Source organism: Demequina sp. NBRC 110054 (genome assembly GCF_002090115.1).
GTDB lineage: Bacteria > Actinomycetota > Actinomycetes > Actinomycetales > Demequinaceae > Demequina.
The window spans coordinates 1,252,692-1,269,069 of sequence record NZ_BBRK01000004.1 but is presented as its reverse complement, the minus strand read 5'-3'; the positions used below and the strand labels follow the sequence as shown (position 1 = coordinate 1,269,069).

The following is a 16,378-nucleotide window of genomic DNA, read 5'->3' as shown; positions in this document are numbered from 1 at the left end:
CGCCCCGGTCGTCGGGTCAGATCCGCGCCACGGGGCACCAGCCGTCAACGACGGCCGCGGCATCGACGGGGACGAAGGCGACCGACGTGCCCGGCGGGTCGAACCAGTGTCCGACGACCTCTCCGTCGGAGTCGAGCGCGACCACCGCCAGGTGGGTCTCGAAGGTGCGCCCCAGGTCGCCCGCGGCCTCCGCGGCCGCGAGCAGCGCCGGGTTCACCTCGCCCGCCAGGCAGTCTCCTGGCGCGAGCGCAGCCCGCGCGCCGTCGGCGGTCTCCGCGATGGGCATGGATGCGACGATGCGGTCGTCGAGGGTGAGCACCGCGGTCGCGCTCAGCGTCGTCGCGGCGGGCAGCCCCGCGCTCTGCACGTGGACGGTCGCCTGACGGCCCGTGTCCACCGTGCCGCTGAGGGACGCCTCCGGGTTCGCGGACCAGTCGGCACGGTCCGCAGGCAGCGCGCCCGCAAGTTCCGCGCCGCATCTGAGGTCGACGCCCGCGACCCGCGTCGGGGCAACCGCGCCCGCCGCCATCAGGCTCTCGTCAGCGAACTCGTAGGCCGGAGCGGCGAGGCCCCAGCCGCCAGCGGCGAGCATCGCGGCGCCACCCATCGCCCCGAGCACGCCGACGCTGCGCAGCGTCCGCCGCCGGCGCGCCCCGAGCGCGTGGAGCCGCATGTCCTCCCAGGGGTCCGCCTCGGACAGCACCTCCGCGACCCCGCGCCCTCCCGCGTCCGCGCCGTCGCGCAGGGCCTCCCCGAGGGCGCTCATCGCCGGGCCACCTTGACCGCGACCTCGACACCCGAACCGGGGTCGATGCCGAGCGTGTGCGCGACGTCCTCGCGCGTGGTCAGCAGCACCGCCGCGACGTCCTCGACCTGCAGGTGCAGCTCCTTGGCGATCCGCTCATCGCTCAGGCCCTCGATGAGGCTGAGCGCGAGCACGGTGCGGACCCGGGGCGGCAGCGCGGCCCATGCGCGCGCGGCGGGAGTGTCGCACTCGGGGCCGCGCGTCGTCCTCGTCACCGGGCTCGCTGGACTTCTCACGCTCCCCGCGCTCCCCGCGCTCCCCGCGCTCCCCGCGCTCCCCGCGCTACCCGCGACCGCGTCGTTCGGCGGCGCGAACGGGTCCCGTTCCCCGCCCGGCCCGTGGCGCATCGTCCCTGTGCCCGTGGCAACGTCCTTCCCGACCCAGCGCGCGAGCTGCCGCTCGCCGCCTAGGTGGAGGCGACGCATCTCGGCGAAGATCGCGGCCTCGGTCGCCTCGCGGCCCGAGGGACGCCGACCACGCGCCATCACCCTCGTCACCGCTGCCTGCACCAGCTCGACCGACGCGGCCTGCGATCCTGTGAGCGCGAACGCGTAGGCGCACAGCCTCGGCACGGACCTCTTCGTCAGCTCGTCACGCACGTCCTTCATGGCTTCCCCTCCCGTCGTGCTGACCGGAGGACGGACGACGCGCTCGAGAGGTTGCCCTCCGCCGCTCCTTGAGCCTGAAACAGCCGGGCGGCGCGAGGGGTTGGGGCGGGCTCAGCCGTCGATCGTGAGGTACACCAGCGTCTGGTTGTGGAGCTGGTAGGCGATCTCGCCGAACGTGGCCGGGCCGACCACGTCTCCGGCCTTGCGACCCTCGAGGTGGGAGTAGGTGTAATTGAGCACGCATGTGAAGGCGAAGACGGGCGGGACCGTCAGCCCAGGGATCTGCGCGTCGTAGGCCGCGGCCAGGTCCTCGACCGGGGCCGCGAGCCGGTACTCGACCCCGCTGAACACGGGTGCGTACAGGTTGACGGTCTCGCCGTCCTCGGGGACGGACTGGATGGACACGTTGACGTTCTCACCGCCGAGGTCCGCGACGAGCGGCAGGCGAGCATCGTGCCCCACCTCGGCCAGGTACTCGGCGAAGCCTCGCGGCTCCCCGTCGACGAGCACATCGTCCTGGTAGAAACCTGTGTACTCGAACGTGAGCGTCGCGCCGTCGCCCGGGGAGAACATCGTCGCCGTCGCGGCCGTGGCCCGCTTGCCCGGCGCGAGGCGCGCATGCATCACGACCGCCGCCGCCGTGCTCCCCTTCTCACCCGAGCCGGCGTACGTCCGCGGGCGGCGCGTGCCGAGCTCGTCGAGGTGCACGCCCGCGACCCAGCCGACGAGCGGGTTCGCGAAGTGGTCCCGCAGCTCCACGGCCTCGACCGCGAAGGACGTGTGCACCACGCTTCCCCCGGGGACGATGATCACGGAGAATCCGTCGACGAACGCGTCGCGCGAGATCCGATCCAGGTCGTCGGCCGAGTAGGAGCGGATCGAGACCTCGGTCACCTCGCTCGGGAGCGCCTCGACGCGCAGCAGCTCGCGGGTCATCTGGCCGCCCTCGCTCGTGACGAAGTACGGGATGGTGCCGCCGATCCAGCGGCCCTCGGGGAGCTGGCTGAGGAGCGCCTCCTCGCCGGCGATCAGGAGAGACTCCCCGGACTCGATCCTGCGTGCCGCCTCGTCGACGGTGCACATGGATCGGCTCATCGGGGTACTCCTCAGCTGGTGCGGCGCCCGTCGACGACAGGGGTCAACCGTCGTGGGCGAACTGCTGAATCATGACATCTGTCCGCCAGTGACGGAAGACCGGGAGGTCCTTCTCACATTCGGATCACGGGATCGCGGCCTTCCGCTCGGGCGCCCCTCCCCGCGTCAGATCCGCGCGGCCTCGAACGGTCTCGCGGTGCGCAGGCTCGTGATGTCGTAGCCGTGCTCGAGCGAACGCTCCTCGTACCTGCGGCACAGCCTCGGGAGGCGACCGGTGGCGGCCCACGCGCGACTGGTGACGGCCCACGAGCCGCGACGGATCGCACCCTTGACACCCGTGGTCGCCGACTTGCGGCGCGCGAACAGGTCGGGATAGGCGCGCATCGACCTGGCGAGCTGACCCTCGACGAAGGCCTCGTACACCGAGTTGCGAGCCGGCTCCACCATGGTCGCATCGAGGCCACCCTCGAGGCCCACGAAGTCCGCGACGCGCGCGAGCTGGCCCGCGGGGTCGTCGATCAGATGCTCATACCTCAGCACGAGCAGGTGGCGCACGTGCGGGGCATCCTCGGCGAGCATGTCAGCGCCCGCGAACCAGTTCTCGAGCGTCCCCGCGAAACCCGCGCCCAGGGTGGACAGCGAGATGGGGTAGGTGCGGTTCCACTTCTGCACCGACAGGGCCTGCACCAGCGGATGGCGCGTCATCACGATGAAGCGCGCCTCGGGCCACAGGTGCTGCATGAGCCGCATGCGCCCGACGGTCGGCGGTGACTTCTCCACCACCACGTCCGCGGGCTTGCTCCAGTACGGCTCCCATGAGGATTCGAGGTGCTCCCGCAGGACGTCGGCGTCGACCACGTCGTCCTCGGTCATGTGCGCGTCGCTGTTGAGCGCCCACCGCGTGGTGCCGCCGAGGTCGAGGCCGCGCGGCAGCATGTGCTGCACGTGCTGGCCCTCCTCCTCGAGCCTGCCCGTGCCGACCAACCGCGCGACGTCGGGGTGAGCGCCGAGGATGTCGCCCAAGAGCGTGGTGCCGCTGCGGTGCATGCCCGCGACGAACACCCATCTCCTATCAGCCATGCGCCCACGGTAATGGATGCGCAGGCGCTCGAGGACCCCGAACGGGGTCGCAGCGGGGGCACACGACGTTGACCCGTGCGCCTACGCGAGCGGCTGGAAGGACACGCCCGTGCCTACGGGGTCGAACCAGTGGCCGAGCACGCTGTCTCCCTCGACCGCCACCACCGCCACGTGCGCTTCCATCGTCCGCCGCACGGCTCCAGCGTTGCGCGCGGCCTCGAGCATCGCCGGCTCGACCTCCCCGTCGACGCACTCGCCCGGCTCGAGAGCGACCCAGCCATCGGCGTCCCCGACCGGCACGCCGCCCGCGGCGGCGACTGGGGGCCGCTCACTCACGGATACCGGGACGGCCGCCACGATCACGTCGTCGAACGCGAGCACCGCGACCGCGCTCAGCTCCGTGCCAGGCGGAGGCTCGGCGCTCCAGACGCGCACCGACGCGAAGCGCCCGGTCTCGGATTGCCCGCCCACCTCGAGCAGCGCGACGTCCTCCCGTACCGCGCGATCGTCCGGCAGGGGCTCGGGCAGCGTCGCGCCGCACGCGAGCGCGACATCGGCGACCATCGCGGGCACCCGGTCGACGGCGATCTCGTCCCTCGCCACCTCGGCGCCGGTGCCGTCGACCGCGACGAAGCCATACGACCCCGGATCCGGGGCCCACGCGTCGAAGGCGAGCAGAGCGGCCCCGGCCACCGCGCCGAGCATCCCGGCGCCCCGCATCGTCCTGGCCCGACGCGCCTCACGCGCCGTCCGCTCGACCTCGACCCACACCTCCGGGCGGTCCAGCAGGTCCGCGACCGCGGGGCCGCGCGCGAACGCATCGGCGCGCAGCTCCTCCTCGCGCGCGGTCATCGTCGCGCCACCTTGAGCGGCGCGCGCGTCGCGATCGCGTTCTCGAGGCCCGGCGCTCGCCGCGGCTCGTCGCGGAGCCGGCCGAGGATCGCGTCGACCGCGTCGCGAGGCGCACGCAGCTCCCGCTCGATGCGCTCGGCGGGCAGCCCGTCCAGAAGTCCGAGCGAGAGCACCGCACGCGCGCGCGGCGCGAGCCTCCCCCACATCGGGACGAAGGACTGCGACGGACCGGGTGCGGCCTCGTCGGCGAGGTCTCGCGCGACCCAGCGGGCGAGCCGACGCTCTCCGCCGAGATGCAGCGCGCGCATCTCGCGCCGGATCGCGTCCTCGACCGCCTCGGTCCCGGACGGACGACGCGCTCGCGCCATGCACCGTGCCACGCCGGCCTGGACGAGCTCGGCCGCAGCCGGCGGCGAGCCCGTGAGGGCGTATCCATAGGCCCCGAGCCTGACCATCGACCGCCTCGACAGCTGTGCGAGCACGTCATTCATCGCGACCCCCTGATCGGCCGACGGCCGTGCGCGGGTGCGCCGGCTCGCCGTGCTCTCAGGACAGAGCGCGCCGGTCAACGACACCGCAGTCACCGGTCAACGGCGGGTCAACGGCCGGCCCACGAAGGATCGGCGAGGGACGATGCGGCCCCTACTTCTTCTTGGGGGCGGCCTTGCGCGTCGTGGTCTTCTTCGCGGCGGGCTTGCGCGCGGTCGCCTTCTTCTTGGCCGGGGCCTTCTCGCGCTTCTCCTGGAGCAGCTCGACGGCACGCTCGTGCGTCATCTCCTCCACGGTCGAGCCGCGCGGGATCGTGACGTTGGTGACGCCGTCGGTGATGTACTCGCCGAAGCGCCCCTCCTTGATCACGATGGGCTTCTCCGACACCGGGTCCGTGCCGAGCTCCTTGAGCGGCGGCTTCGCGGTGCGTCCACGGCCTCGCTTGGGCTGCGCGTAGATCGCGAGCGCCTCCTCGAGCGTGATCGACAGCAGCTGGTCCTCGGACTCGATCGTGCGCGAGTCGGTGCCCTTCTTGAGGTACGGGCCGTAGCGGCCGTTCTGCGCCGTGATCTCCTCGTTGGTGCCGGGGTCCACGCCGACGACGCGCGGCAGCTCCATGAGCTTCACCGCGTCCTCGAGCGTGACCGTCGCGAGGTCCATCGTCTTGAACAGCGACGCGGTCTTCGGCTTGGCCTTGGAGCCCTCGGGCAGCACCTCGGTCACGTAGGGGCCGAAGCGGCCGGCCTTCGCGACGATCGGCGTGCCGAGCGTCGGGTGCGTGCCGAGCTCGCGCTCGTCCCCGCCCTGGTTCTCGAACAGCTCGTTCGCCTTGGCGACAGTGAGCTCGTCCGGGGCGAGGTCCTCGGGCACCGACGCGGTGTCCATCTCGCCCTCCTCGCCGTCGGCCTTGGGCCGCTGGATGTACGGGCCGTAGCGGCCGACGCGGAGGACGATGCCGTCGCCGATCTCGAACGTCGAGTTCGCGCGGGCGTCGATCTCGCCGAGGTTCTCGACGAGGTTCTTGAGCCCCTCGGCGCCGAGGTCGCCGGTCTCGCCCGAGCCGAAGTAGAACTCGGAGAGCCAGTCGACGCGAGCGACGTCGCCGGACGCGATCTGGTCGAGGCCCTCCTCCATGTCGGCCGTGAAGCCGTAGTCCACGAGGCGGCCGAAGTGCTCCTCGAGCAGGCGGATCATGGCGAACGCGAGCCACGTCGGCACGAGCGCCTGCTTGATGACGTTGACGTAGCCCTTGTCGATGATGACGTCGACCATCTGCGCGTACGTCGACGGGCGCCCGAGCTTGCGGTCCTCGAGCTCCTTGATCATCGCGCCCTGCGTGTACCGCGGCGGCGGCGTGGTCGAGTGCGTGAGCGGCTCGAGGTCGGCGACGTCGACGGCCTGGCCCTGCGCGAGCTGCGGGAGGCGGTCGTCGTCGGCCTTCGCGCCCGAGGCGACGGACGCATCGTCCTCCTCGTAGCGGGCCTTCTCGCGAGTCTCCTCGTAGACCGCCATGAAGCCGGGCTGCGTGATGATCGTGCCGGACTTGGAGAACTCGACCGCGTGGTGCTCGGCGGTCGTCGCGGCGAGGCGCACGGTCGAGGTCGTGCCGACCGCGTCGGCCATCTGGGACGCGATCGTGCGCTTCCAGATCATCTCGTACATCCGGAACTCCTCGCCCGAGAGCTCGCCTCGCAGCGAATCGGGCGTGCGGAACCGGTCACCGGCGGGGCGGATCGCCTCGTGTGCCTCCTGCGCGTTCGAGTCCTTCGACGCGTAGACGCGGGCAGTCGGGGAGACGTTGTCCGAGCCGAACAGCTCGAGCGCCTGCGAGCGGGCCGCGCGCGTCGCCTCGCCGGACAGGCCCGGCGAGTCGGAGCGCATATAGGTGATGTAGCCCTTCTGGTACAGCGCCTGAGCCACCCCCATCGCCTGGCGCGCACCGAGGCGCAGCTTGCGGCTCGACTCCTGGATCAGGGTCGACGTGATGAACGGCGCTGCGGGACGACGCTTGTAGGGCTTCGAGTCGACACCTGCGACCGTGAACTCGGCGTGCGCGAGGCCCGCGGCGAGCGCACCGGCGGTCGCGGCGGTGACGTGCACCGCCTTGGCGTTGGACAGCGAGCCGCGGTCGTCGAAGTCCTTGCCGGTCGCGACGCGCTTGCCGTCGAGCGACGTGAGCTTCGCGACGAACGAGCGACCCGCGTCGGTCCCCTCCTTGGCCGTGAACGTGGCCTGCAGGTCCCAGTACTCGGCGGAGCTGAACGCCATGCGCTCACGCTCGCGGTCCACCACGAGGCGCAGCGTCACGGACTGCACGCGACCGGCCGAGGTGCCGCTCTGGATCTTGCGCCACATGACGGGCGAGACGGAGTAGCCGTAGAGGCGGTCCAGGATGCGGCGGGCCTCCTGGGCCTCGACCAGCTCCATGTCGACCTCGCGCGGCGCCTCGAGGGCGCGCTCGATCCCCTCGCGGGTGATCTCGTGGAACGCGAGGCGCTTCACGGGGATCTTCGGCTTGAGCACCTCGAGGAGGTGCCACGCGATGGCCTCACCCTCGCGGTCCTCATCAGTGGCCAGATAGAGCTCGTCGGCGTCCTTGAGGTGCCTCTTCATCTCCGCGACGACCTTCTTCTTGCCCGGGTCCACGCGGTAGTAGGGCACGAAGCCGCCGTCGATGTCGATCGAGAACTCGCCGACGGGCGACTTCTTGACCTCCTCGGGCAGGTCGGACTTCTCGGCGAGGTCGCGGATGTGGCCGATGCTCGACAGCACGTCGTAGTCGGCGCCAAGGAACCCGCCGATGGTCTTCGACTTGGTCGGCGACTCGACGATGACGAGCTTGCGGGGCATCGGACCTGCCTTGCCTTGGGAGCGGAGAGTGTGGTGCGGCCGAGGGGCCGGATCGCACTCAATATACATACGGAGTGGGGCGGCGCGACGCGGCAAGGGGCCCGCCCCGTAGGGGCGAGATCCCCGACACGCATGGGGACGATGCGTCGGTGGCGGTTCGATGAACGGTCGGGAGGTCCTGGGGTCGTGTCGGCGGTTCGTGTCACGATGGGACACGTGAGCCTTCCCCCCGACACCATCACCCCGCAGCTGTCCGAGGCCGTGCTGGCCGCGATGAACGCCGCCACCGAGGCCGAGGTCATGCCGCGCTGGCGCTCCCTCGAGGACCACGAGATCCGCACCAAGTCCTCCGAGTGGGACCTGGTCACGGACGCAGACGAGGCAGCCGAGCGGATGCTCACCGTCGCGCTCAAGGAGCTCGTGAACGTGCCCGTCGTGGGCGAGGAGGCGACCGCGAAGGATGCGTCGCTGCTCGAACTCGTGGACGGCGAGGGCGCGGTGTGGGTCGTCGACCCCGTCGACGGCACGCGCAACTTCGTGCAGGGCACCGAGGCGTTCGGATGCATGGTCGCGCTCATCGACGATGGCCGCACCGTGGCCTCCTGGATCACGTACCCGGCAGTCGGGCGCGAGGCGCACGCGGCCCGCGGCGTCGGGGCCTTCCTCGACGGCGCGCGGATCATCGCGTCAGCCCCCGCGGATCCGGAGCAGCTGCGCGGCGCTGTCAGCGGCAAGTACCACCCGGACGGCCCGGATGAGCTGCTCGCCCGCGCCCAGACCCTCGGCCCCGCCCAGCCCATCCGCATGTGCGCCGCATGGGACTACCTGGACGTCGTCACCGGGGCGACCGACTTCGTGAAGTTCACGCGCACGCTGCCGTGGGACCACGCGCCCGGCGCGCTGATCTGCCAGGAGGCCGGGCTGACCTCGGCTCGCCCCAACGGCGACGAGTACCTGCCCGGCGGCGATGTGCAGTCCGGGATCCTCACCGCCCACCCGTCGGTGTGGGACCGGGTCGCCGCCGCGATGCGCGGCTGAGCGCCTGCTCCACGCGCCCCCGTCTCCTGTAGGCAGCTCACGCCCGCATCGTCCCCGTAACCGCATCGTCCCTGCACGCGGACACAAAGAAGAGGAGGGGCTCCGGCGAACCGGAACCCCTCCCAGGAGAGATTGCTGTGACGCTTACGCGTTCACCAGCTCCTTGTCGTCGGCGGCGACCGGTGCCACCGACTCCTTCTTGAGGCCCGAGGCGAACCACACCGCGGCGGCGCCGAGGGCGATGAACACCAGGCCGAGGCCGCCGATGAAGGCCGAGATGCCCGTGCCGAGCTGCAGGGTCGAGGCGGTCACGGAGCCGACGCCGAGCTCGGCGATCAGCGCGTGGGCCGTGGGGCTCCAGGCGTTGCGGACCTGCACGTCGACCGGGTTGCTGTAGTCGAAGTCGGCCCAGTAGCGGCCGTCGACGGCGATCTCGTAGGACTCGCCGGCGAGCAGGGTCTCACCGTTGTACTCGTAGTCCTCGTCCAGGACGACGGTGACGGTGCTGTCGAGCGTGTGGGTGGCGACCGTGGCCATCTGGTACATGTACTCGGTCGCGGTGTTCACGATCGGGTCGTTGGGGTCCAGGTCGGAGGCGACGACGGCGTAGCCCCACTCGTTCTCAAGGCGGTCGAGGATCTCCTGGGCGCCCTCGGTGGTGCCGTGGTCGAGGAGGTTGCCGTCCTCGTCGTAGGAGAGGGTGACGTTCTGGGCTGCGGAGAACTCCTGCAGCGACGTCGCGCCGGCGGCGACCTGCGAGTAGGCGAACAGGCCTGCGGCGACGAAGGCGGCGCCGACGAGCGCGAGGAATGCGCCGAGGATGTTGAGCTTCTTGACCATGATGATCGGTGGTTCCTTCCGGGGTTCGTACTTCGTTGTGATGTCCACATTTCCAGCCGGTTGACACGTCCACCAAGGACCTTGTTCCCGACTTTGAGATCACTTCCCAGGACCTAGGTACCAGGGACGACGCGACTCGGGACGGAGGTCCCGAGGCCGGGTCACAATGTGGTCACGGGCGGTGAGACGGGCGCGGCGGATCGCCGGCGCGAGCACCCGATCCGGGCACGTCAGGCGCCCTCGTTCGGAGTCGATGCGCGAGCGAGGATGCTCACGCACCCTGATTCCCCCTCGACGCGTGAGCGAGGAGCCTCATGCACCCTCGCTCCGCGGGACGCTAGTGGCGCACCAGGTCGGGGCGGACGTCGTCCGGCAGCACGTCGGCCAGGCATCGCCCGGCGAGCGCCTCGGCATACGTCGGGGTCACGCCCTCGGCGCTCACCTGCTGCAGCACGGGAGGCCTGCCCGTGCGTCGCTCGATCTCGACGACGGTCGCGAGCACGTCGTCCCGGGTGTGGGTCACCGGATCGACGGTCAGTCTCACCTCGTACTCGACGCCCGAGGCCACGAGCATGTCGAGCGAGGCGTACGCGCGGCGCCCTCCCCCTCCAGTGCGGGTGATCGCCTCGTAGCCCGCGGGCGTGGCCTTGACATCGAACGCGACCCAGTCGGCTTCCTTGAGCGCTGCCCCGAAGCGGCCGGGGAATCCGCCCGCGGTCTGCAGCCCGACCTTGTAGCCCATCGAGCGAGCGATCTTCATCGCCTCGGGCAGAGCGCCCTGACGGGTCGGCTCGCCGCCCGAGAACAGCACCGCGTCGCTCTCGCCGACGCGGGCGCGCAGCTCCTCCACGACGGCAGCCCACTCGAGCGTGCCGCCCGCGCGGGCGTCCTGAAGGTCCGGGCTGAAGCAGTAGGTGCACCGCCACGGGCAGCCCTGCAGCAGCACGGTCGATGCAAGGTGGCCGGGCCAGGTCTCGATGCTCGGCGAGGTGAGCGCCGCGATCGCCAGGTACTTCGGATCGAAGCCGCTGTCGATCCCGAGGAACGCCGCGTCGGTCGAGTTGAGCTGGAGCCGGTCGGCCTTCGCGCGCGGCTGCGGGACAGGGGCCGTCGCACTGGCGGGAGAGGCCGCGGGGGCGGCGGAGGCGGGCGCGGGCTCCGGCGCCGACGGCGCGGGCTCGCCGGCGCCAACGGGCTCAGACTCCTCGCGGGCCTTCGCGCACACCTCGTCGATAGTGAGGTCGCCCGTCGGCACGGGAGCCTTCTCGACCGAGGTGAACACCGGACGATGCAGCGGTCGCTCGCGCCCGGCATCCCCGGAGGGGCGCGGCGCGGGCGCGGCGGACGAGCTGGTGGGCGTGGCGTCGAGCGTCATGGGGGGACTCCTGATCGACGGCGTCGCGGGACGCAGAGCGGTGGACCCCTCGGCGGTCGCCGCGGAGCCCGCCGGGTCCCGGCGTGGTCGCCCGGCCCCTCAATTGTCGGTCGGTGACACGCCATCGACGTGGGGCCGAGGGCCTAGGAGATCTGCTCCAACCGTGCACTCACGACGGCCGCGATCAGGTCACGCGGCGGAGCGGCGTCGAGCGGGATCTGCACGGCGCCCTTCGACCACGTGAAGCCCTCGAGCACGGCGGGATCCATCGCCTCGAGGACGGTCCCGGAGTGCGGGAAGAACGTGACGTGCTTCTTCGCGGCGGAGAAGCCGGCCGCAAGCTTGCCGCGCACCCGGAACGCGGGAGCGCCGTAGGACAGCCCCTGGTCGGCATCGGGCAGCAGCTCGGCGAGCATCTCCCTCAACGCGGTCATGGTCGCGAGGTGCGCTCCCTCGTATCCGGCGAGGTACGCGTCGACTTCGGCTGCGGTCATGCCGTCCACCGTAGGGCGGCGGGAGGCAGAGCGCGCGTCGACGTCAGGACGTCGCCCCCGCATCGTCCACCGGCACCAGGAACCCGTCCGTCACGAGGCCATGCAGCGCCTCCGCGAGGCCGGCGTTCATCGTCGCCGTGGGCACGTCCAGGAGGGCCGCGAGCGCCGCAGAGATCTGGCCGGCCGCGAGCTCGCCGTCGCACGTCGACACGAAGCCCGCGAGCGCGGTGTCGGCCCGCACCGCGCGGCCGAGCCCGCCGCCCTGGCGGATGAGGATGTGCTCGGGCTCGTGCTCGGTCGCGCGGCCGTACGTCTCCTTCGTGACGTCCGCGGCGACCAGGTAGCGCTCGGCGAGGAGCGCATCGTCCGTGAGACCCGAGACCCAGTCGTGGGCGGCGAGCGCCGTCGCCAGCGTCGCGCCGAGCGGGCCGGACACGGCCCCCTCGTGCTCCTCGAGACGGCGCAGCGTCGGCGATCCGGACGAGGGTCGGCGCAGCGTCACGATCCCGAAGCCGATCGCCTCGACCCCGCGCGCATCGAAGTCGGCGAGGTAAGCCTCATATGCCGCGCGGAACCCCGCGGGATCGCGCTCGGGGGTGACGCCGGCGTCGCGCAGCCACGTCTCGGCGTACTCGGCGGCGTCGAGCTGATCGCGCTGGATGACCCAGGCGTCGAGCGGCACCTCGGACGCGTCGAGCCAGGCGCCCACGCGCTCGCTCCACGACGCGCCGCGCGGCACCTCCCAGTTGCCGAGGTGCTGGGCGACGCCACCGGGGGCCAGGACGCCGCCGACCTCGCGCAGGAGCGCACCCACGAGCCCGTCGCCGCCGACGTGCCCGTCGCGGTACCCGAAGCTCGGGGTGCCGGGCGGCGTGATGACGAACGGCGGGTTGGAGACGACGAGGTCGAAGTCCTCGCCCGCGACCGGCTCGAGCATCGAGCCGAGCCGCAGATCCCACGCGGCGGGCGGCGCGTTGAGCGCACGGTTGAACGCGGCGAACGCGAGCGCGCGGCGGGAGATGTCGGTCGCGACGATGCTCTGGGCGTGGGTCGACGCGTGGAGCGCCTGGATGCCGCAGCCCGTGCCGAGGTCCAGCACGCGCCCGACCGGGGTCCGCATGGTCGCACCGGCCAGCGTGTTCGAGGCGCCGCCTATGCCGAGCACGTGGTCATCGGCCAGGCGCGCGCCCGTCACGGCCTCGCCGGGATCCGAGGCGACCCACCAGTTCGCGGTCGCCTCGCCGTCCGCCCCGGCGGCGGCCGTGGGGCGCAGATCCACGAGCGCGCGCACCGCATCGTCCACGCCCGCACCCGCCGCCTCGACCAGGCCCGACGCGACCGCACCGTCGACGCCGAAGGCGCCCAGCGCATCGTCCACCTGGGAGCGCGGCACCTGATCGCCGAGCATGAAGAGCCTGGTCAGCGTGGCGACGGGCGCACCACCGAGCGCACGGGCGGCGAGGAGCCCGGGGACGATCTGCTCGCGGTCGAAGGCCCGCATCGCGCGGTCGCCGAGCGCCTCGGCGACCGAGTCGACCGTCCAGTCCGCCAGCGCCGCGCGGAGGTCCCCGGCACCCTCCGAGTCGAGGGTCACGGGCGTGCTGCGGTCGCTGAAACTCACGCGGGCGAGCCTACCCGCGTGCGATCTGCCCCGCTCAGATCCCGGTCAGCAGCGCCCGGTAGAACTCCACGCCGCGGCCGAGCGATTCGACCTCGACCTTCTCGTTCGGCCCGTGGACCGCCTTGCGCTGCTCGGAGTTCATCCGCAGCGGCGCGAAGCGGTACGTCGCCGGAGCGATCCGCGCGACGTGGCGCGAGTCCGACGCCGCGAGCATCACGTACGGAAGCGTCACGGCCTCGGGGTACGACGCGGCGACGCATTCCTTGAGCAGCGTCCAGCGCTCGTCGGAGCCCGACGGCGAGACGGGCGACGGCTCATACGACTCGAGCACCTCGATCGTCACGCGGTCGTCGCGCACGACCTTACGCACGTGCGCGACGGCCTCGGCGACCGACGAGCCCGCGGCGACGCGCATGTTGAGGATCGCGGTTGCGCTCGTCGCGAGGACATTGTGGCCGGGGCTGCCCTGGAGCTGGGTGATCGCGGCGGTCGTGCGGACCATCGCGGCCATCTCGGGGCTCACGCGCGGCAGCAGCCTCGTGAGCAGCGGACGCAGCGCACCGGCGCGCGACAGCACCTTGCCGAGGGCCCCCTCGACGAGCGGGCCGACGGTCTCGAACATCTCCACGGACACGTCGTTCATGGACGACGGGTGGGGGTGCCTCTCGATGCGGGACAGCGCCCGCGCGAGGATCCCGGGTGCGGACTCCTTGGGCGGGGTCGAGGCGTGGCCGCCGCCGGACTCGACGACGAGGCGCACGGACGCGATGCCCTTCTCGGACACGCCGATCACCGCGGCCTCCGACGAGAGCCCGGGGAACGCGCCGAGGGTCACGGCGCCACCCTCGTCGAGCACGAGCCACGGCGCGATGCCGCGCTCCTCGAGCACCTTCGTGCCCGCGATCACACAGCTGCCGTACGACTCCTCGTCGGCGCCCATCATCAGGTACAGGTCCTGCGCGGGCACCCAGCCCTCAGCAAGGAGCGACTCGACGGCGTCGAGCAGGACGACGAGCGCGCCCTTGTCGTCGAGCGTGCCGCGCCCGTAGACCCAGCCGTCATGGATCACGCCGGCGAAGGGCTCGTGCTCCCAGCCCTCGGCCTGCCAGTCGTCGGGGATCGGGACAACGTCCTGGTGGGCCATGAGGACGACGGGCCTGTCGGCGGCGGCTCCCGGGATGCGGATCAGCAGGCCGGCGCGGCCGATCTCCTCGATCTCGTGCTCGCACAGCCGCGGGTAGAAGCGCCCGAGCGCCTCGTGGAACTGCAGGAAGATCTCGGCCAGCTCGGGGCTGTGCGGGCCCGTGTCGGGCGGGGTGACCGTCGGGATCTGCACGAGCGCGGACAGGCGACCGGCCGTCGCCTCGGCGTCTCCCCGCATCGTCCCGGTCTCATCCGGTGCCCAGGCCTCGACGGCGGGCACGGAGGCGGGGTCGACCCCCGCGCCGTCGGGAAGCTGGAACAGGGACGATGAGTCGGTTTCCGTCATCGCGGATCCTCCTGGTCGGGCTCGGGGGACGCGTCGGCATTCTCGGCCTGCGGCAGGGTCTGGGACACGACGACGTCGCCACCCACGGCCTCGAGCGCGAGCGCGTCGGACGTGCCCTCGAGACCTTGCGCCTGCGGATCGGCCTTGGTGAAGGCGACCTTGGGGACCGTGAGGAGGGCGCCGACCGCGACGATCGCGGTGACACCGCAGATGGCCCACACGGTCTGATAGCCGGACAGCGAGGCCGCCGTGCTGTCCTCGTCGATGCCGTTCGCGAGCGCGAGCGCGAAGATCGCCGAGGCGAAGGCGCCGCCGAGCGTCTTCGTGGTGTTCGTGAGGCCCGTCGCGACGCCGGTCTGGTGCGGTGGCGCGGCGGCCGCGGCGGTCGCCGGCAGCGCGGCGACGAGGGCGCCCGAGCCCAGGCCGGCGAAGACCATGAGCGAGGTCACGATCGTCACGGTGCCGTGGAACGGCACGAGCGCCAGGTAGCCGACGCCGACCATGAGCGAGGCACCGATGAGCACCGGCCTCGGCTGGAAGAGTCGGGAGATCCGCGAGTACAGGCCCGCGCCGATCAGCAGCGAGAACACGTACGCGCCGATGAGATAGGACCTGGATGCGGAGTCCAGGCCGAGGCCGTAGCCGACCTCGGCGGGGTCGGTGCCCGCGAAGGTGGACAGCGGACCCTGCGCGCCGAGGACCGAGACTCCGAACAGCGCGGAGGTGAGGATCACGGGCCACACGGTGGGGCGCGCGATGAGGCGCATGTCGATGACCGGGTCGTCCTTGTGCAGCTCGACGCGGATGAACCACCACATGAGCGCGCCACCGGCCGCCATGACCGCCAGGACGGTGAGGGTGAAGCCGTTGACGCGGGCGAGCGCGAGGCCTCCCGTGATCGCGAGCAGCGACAGGGACAGCAGGACGGTGCCGGTCGTGTCGATCGCACCACCGGCGCGCGTGCCCGGGTCCTCTACCTTGAAGATCACGACGACGAGCGCGATCGTGACGAGCACGGCCGGGACCGACAGCGTCATCCACAGCGGCAGGAGGCCGCCGAGCTGGCCCGCGACGAGCGCACCGCCGATCGCGCCGGCCTCGAGGGCCATGACGATGAGCCCCGCGCCCTTCGAGGTGAGCTCCGCGGTGTTCGGATGCTTGCGCGCACGCGCGTGGATGATCGACACGTTCATCGGCAGCCACACCACGTAGAAGCCCTGGATCGCCCAGACCAGCGTGAACATCCAGAACGACGGCGCGAACGCGATGCCCCACGACGCCGCGGCTGTCACGATGAGCGAGCCGATCAGCACCTTGCGGTGACCGATCATGTCGCCCAGGCGCGCGAGCAGCGGCACGACGATCGCGCTCAGCAACAGCTGCGCGGCCTCGAACCAGTTGATGTCCGAGTCGTGGATGTCGAGATGGCGGGCCACATCGGTGAGCAGCGGCGTGTAGAAGCCCTGAAGTACTCCGGAAGTCGCCTCGACCACCACGAGGGCGCCGACGACCCCGGCAAGGGGAGCGCGTGAGCGGGACATGGGGGCGATTCTCGCACCGCAGAGTTTCGGACGTGTGTCCAAACTTTGGGAATGTGCAAGGAATCGGGGCGGCCGAACCGGGTCACCACCGGCCGCCCCAGCAACTCCGCATCGTCCGGGCTGCCGCATCGTCCGAGCTCAAGTCAGCCCGAGCATCGTCCCTCCCCCATGCACTCCGCACGGATTCTGATCCGACACCCC

General features: G+C 71.8%; 14 protein-coding genes. 1 reads left to right on the top strand and 13 read right to left on the bottom strand.

What is annotated here, in order from left to right; genetic code table 11:
* Positions 1-16: 16 nt before the first annotated feature.
* The 7 genes from B7K23_RS05850 to topA all read right to left on the bottom strand — a co-directional run bounded on the left by B7K23_RS05850 (position 17) and on the right by topA (position 7,779).
* Positions 17-766: a hypothetical protein gene (locus B7K23_RS05850; RefSeq protein WP_084125423.1), complete on the bottom strand. Its 750-nt coding sequence runs from the start codon at positions 764-766 to the stop codon at positions 17-19.
* On the bottom strand, positions 763-1,413 hold the full coding sequence (locus B7K23_RS15690) for a hypothetical protein (protein WP_159451328.1): 651 nt from the start codon (positions 1,411-1,413) through the stop codon (positions 763-765). The genes B7K23_RS05850 and B7K23_RS15690 overlap by 4 nt, the downstream gene beginning before the upstream one ends.
* Positions 1,414-1,524: 111 nt before the next feature.
* Positions 1,525-2,508: a DUF6976 family protein gene (locus tag B7K23_RS05840; protein WP_084125422.1), complete on the bottom strand. Its 984-nt coding sequence runs from the start codon at positions 2,506-2,508 to the stop codon at positions 1,525-1,527.
* A gap of 165 nt (positions 2,509-2,673) precedes the next feature.
* Positions 2,674-3,588, bottom strand: a complete 915-nt coding sequence (locus tag B7K23_RS05835; protein WP_084125421.1) for a sulfotransferase — start codon at positions 3,586-3,588, stop codon at positions 2,674-2,676.
* 81 nt (positions 3,589-3,669) lie between these two features.
* Positions 3,670-4,440, bottom strand: a complete 771-nt coding sequence (locus B7K23_RS05830; protein WP_084125420.1) for a hypothetical protein — start codon at positions 4,438-4,440, stop codon at positions 3,670-3,672.
* Entirely contained in the window at positions 4,437-4,931 is a 495-nt protein-coding gene (locus B7K23_RS05825) for a hypothetical protein (RefSeq protein ID WP_143338113.1), read from the bottom strand. Before B7K23_RS05825 ends, B7K23_RS05830 begins: the two co-directional genes overlap by 4 nt.
* 151 nt (positions 4,932-5,082) lie before the next feature.
* Positions 5,083-7,779 carry a type I DNA topoisomerase gene (topA, locus tag B7K23_RS05820; protein WP_084125418.1) on the bottom strand — a complete coding sequence of 899 codons (2,697 nt, stop codon included), beginning with the start codon at positions 7,777-7,779 and terminating at the stop codon, positions 5,083-5,085.
* A gap of 216 nt (positions 7,780-7,995) precedes the next feature.
* Between topA and B7K23_RS05815 the strand changes: the two genes are divergently transcribed.
* Positions 7,996-8,817 (top strand): inositol monophosphatase family protein, encoded by an 822-nt coding sequence (locus B7K23_RS05815; protein ID WP_159451327.1) that lies wholly within the window; start codon positions 7,996-7,998, stop codon positions 8,815-8,817.
* 144 nt (positions 8,818-8,961) lie between these two features.
* On the opposite strand, the gene B7K23_RS05810 is transcribed toward B7K23_RS05815, so the two are convergent.
* The 6 genes from B7K23_RS05810 to B7K23_RS05785 form a co-directional block, all read right to left on the bottom strand.
* On the bottom strand, positions 8,962-9,657 hold the full coding sequence (locus B7K23_RS05810; protein WP_084125416.1) for a hypothetical protein: 696 nt from the start codon (positions 9,655-9,657) through the stop codon (positions 8,962-8,964).
* 337 nt (positions 9,658-9,994) lie between these two features.
* Positions 9,995-11,032 carry an anaerobic ribonucleoside-triphosphate reductase activating protein gene (locus B7K23_RS05805; RefSeq protein ID WP_084125415.1) on the bottom strand — a complete coding sequence of 346 codons (1,038 nt, stop codon included), beginning with the start codon at positions 11,030-11,032 and terminating at the stop codon, positions 9,995-9,997.
* Positions 11,033-11,175: 143 nt separating this feature from the next.
* Positions 11,176-11,526, bottom strand: a complete 351-nt coding sequence (locus tag B7K23_RS05800; protein ID WP_159451326.1) for an iron chaperone — start codon at positions 11,524-11,526, stop codon at positions 11,176-11,178.
* 43 nt (positions 11,527-11,569) lie between these two features.
* Positions 11,570-13,147, bottom strand: a complete 1,578-nt coding sequence (locus B7K23_RS05795) for a methyltransferase (protein WP_234996430.1) — start codon at positions 13,145-13,147, stop codon at positions 11,570-11,572.
* Between the two features lie 34 nt (positions 13,148-13,181).
* On the bottom strand, positions 13,182-14,636 hold the full coding sequence (locus B7K23_RS05790; RefSeq protein WP_084125413.1) for a M20/M25/M40 family metallo-hydrolase: 1,455 nt from the start codon (positions 14,634-14,636) through the stop codon (positions 13,182-13,184).
* On the bottom strand, positions 14,633-16,177 hold the full coding sequence (locus tag B7K23_RS05785; protein ID WP_084125412.1) for an MFS transporter: 1,545 nt from the start codon (positions 16,175-16,177) through the stop codon (positions 14,633-14,635). Before B7K23_RS05785 ends, B7K23_RS05790 begins: the two co-directional genes overlap by 4 nt.
* Positions 16,178-16,378 lie beyond the last annotated feature (201 nt).

Excerpts from the sequence above, each read along its gene's own strand:
- B7K23_RS05850 (WP_084125423.1), bottom strand. The coding sequence starts at position 766 with ATGAGCGCCCTCGGGGAGGCCCTGCGCGACGGCGCGGACGCGGGAGGG.
- B7K23_RS15690 (WP_159451328.1), bottom strand. The coding sequence starts at position 1,413 with ATGAAGGACGTGCGTGACGAGCTGACGAAGAGGTCCGTGCCGAGGCTG.
- B7K23_RS05840 (WP_084125422.1), bottom strand. The coding sequence starts at position 2,508 with ATGAGCCGATCCATGTGCACCGTCGACGAGGCGGCACGCAGGATCGAG.
- B7K23_RS05835 (WP_084125421.1), bottom strand. The coding sequence starts at position 3,588 with ATGGCTGATAGGAGATGGGTGTTCGTCGCGGGCATGCACCGCAGCGGC.
- B7K23_RS05830 (WP_084125420.1), bottom strand. The coding sequence starts at position 4,440 with ATGACCGCGCGCGAGGAGGAGCTGCGCGCCGATGCGTTCGCGCGCGGC.
- B7K23_RS05825 (WP_143338113.1), bottom strand. The coding sequence starts at position 4,931 with ATGAATGACGTGCTCGCACAGCTGTCGAGGCGGTCGATGGTCAGGCTC.
- topA (WP_084125418.1), bottom strand. The coding sequence starts at position 7,779 with ATGCCCCGCAAGCTCGTCATCGTCGAGTCGCCGACCAAGTCGAAGACC.
- B7K23_RS05810 (WP_084125416.1), bottom strand. The coding sequence starts at position 9,657 with ATGGTCAAGAAGCTCAACATCCTCGGCGCATTCCTCGCGCTCGTCGGC.
- B7K23_RS05805 (WP_084125415.1), bottom strand. The coding sequence starts at position 11,032 with ATGACGCTCGACGCCACGCCCACCAGCTCGTCCGCCGCGCCCGCGCCG.
- B7K23_RS05800 (WP_159451326.1), bottom strand. The coding sequence starts at position 11,526 with ATGACCGCAGCCGAAGTCGACGCGTACCTCGCCGGATACGAGGGAGCG.
- B7K23_RS05790 (WP_084125413.1), bottom strand. The coding sequence starts at position 14,636 with ATGACGGAAACCGACTCATCGTCCCTGTTCCAGCTTCCCGACGGCGCG.
- B7K23_RS05785 (WP_084125412.1), bottom strand. The coding sequence starts at position 16,177 with ATGTCCCGCTCACGCGCTCCCCTTGCCGGGGTCGTCGGCGCCCTCGTG.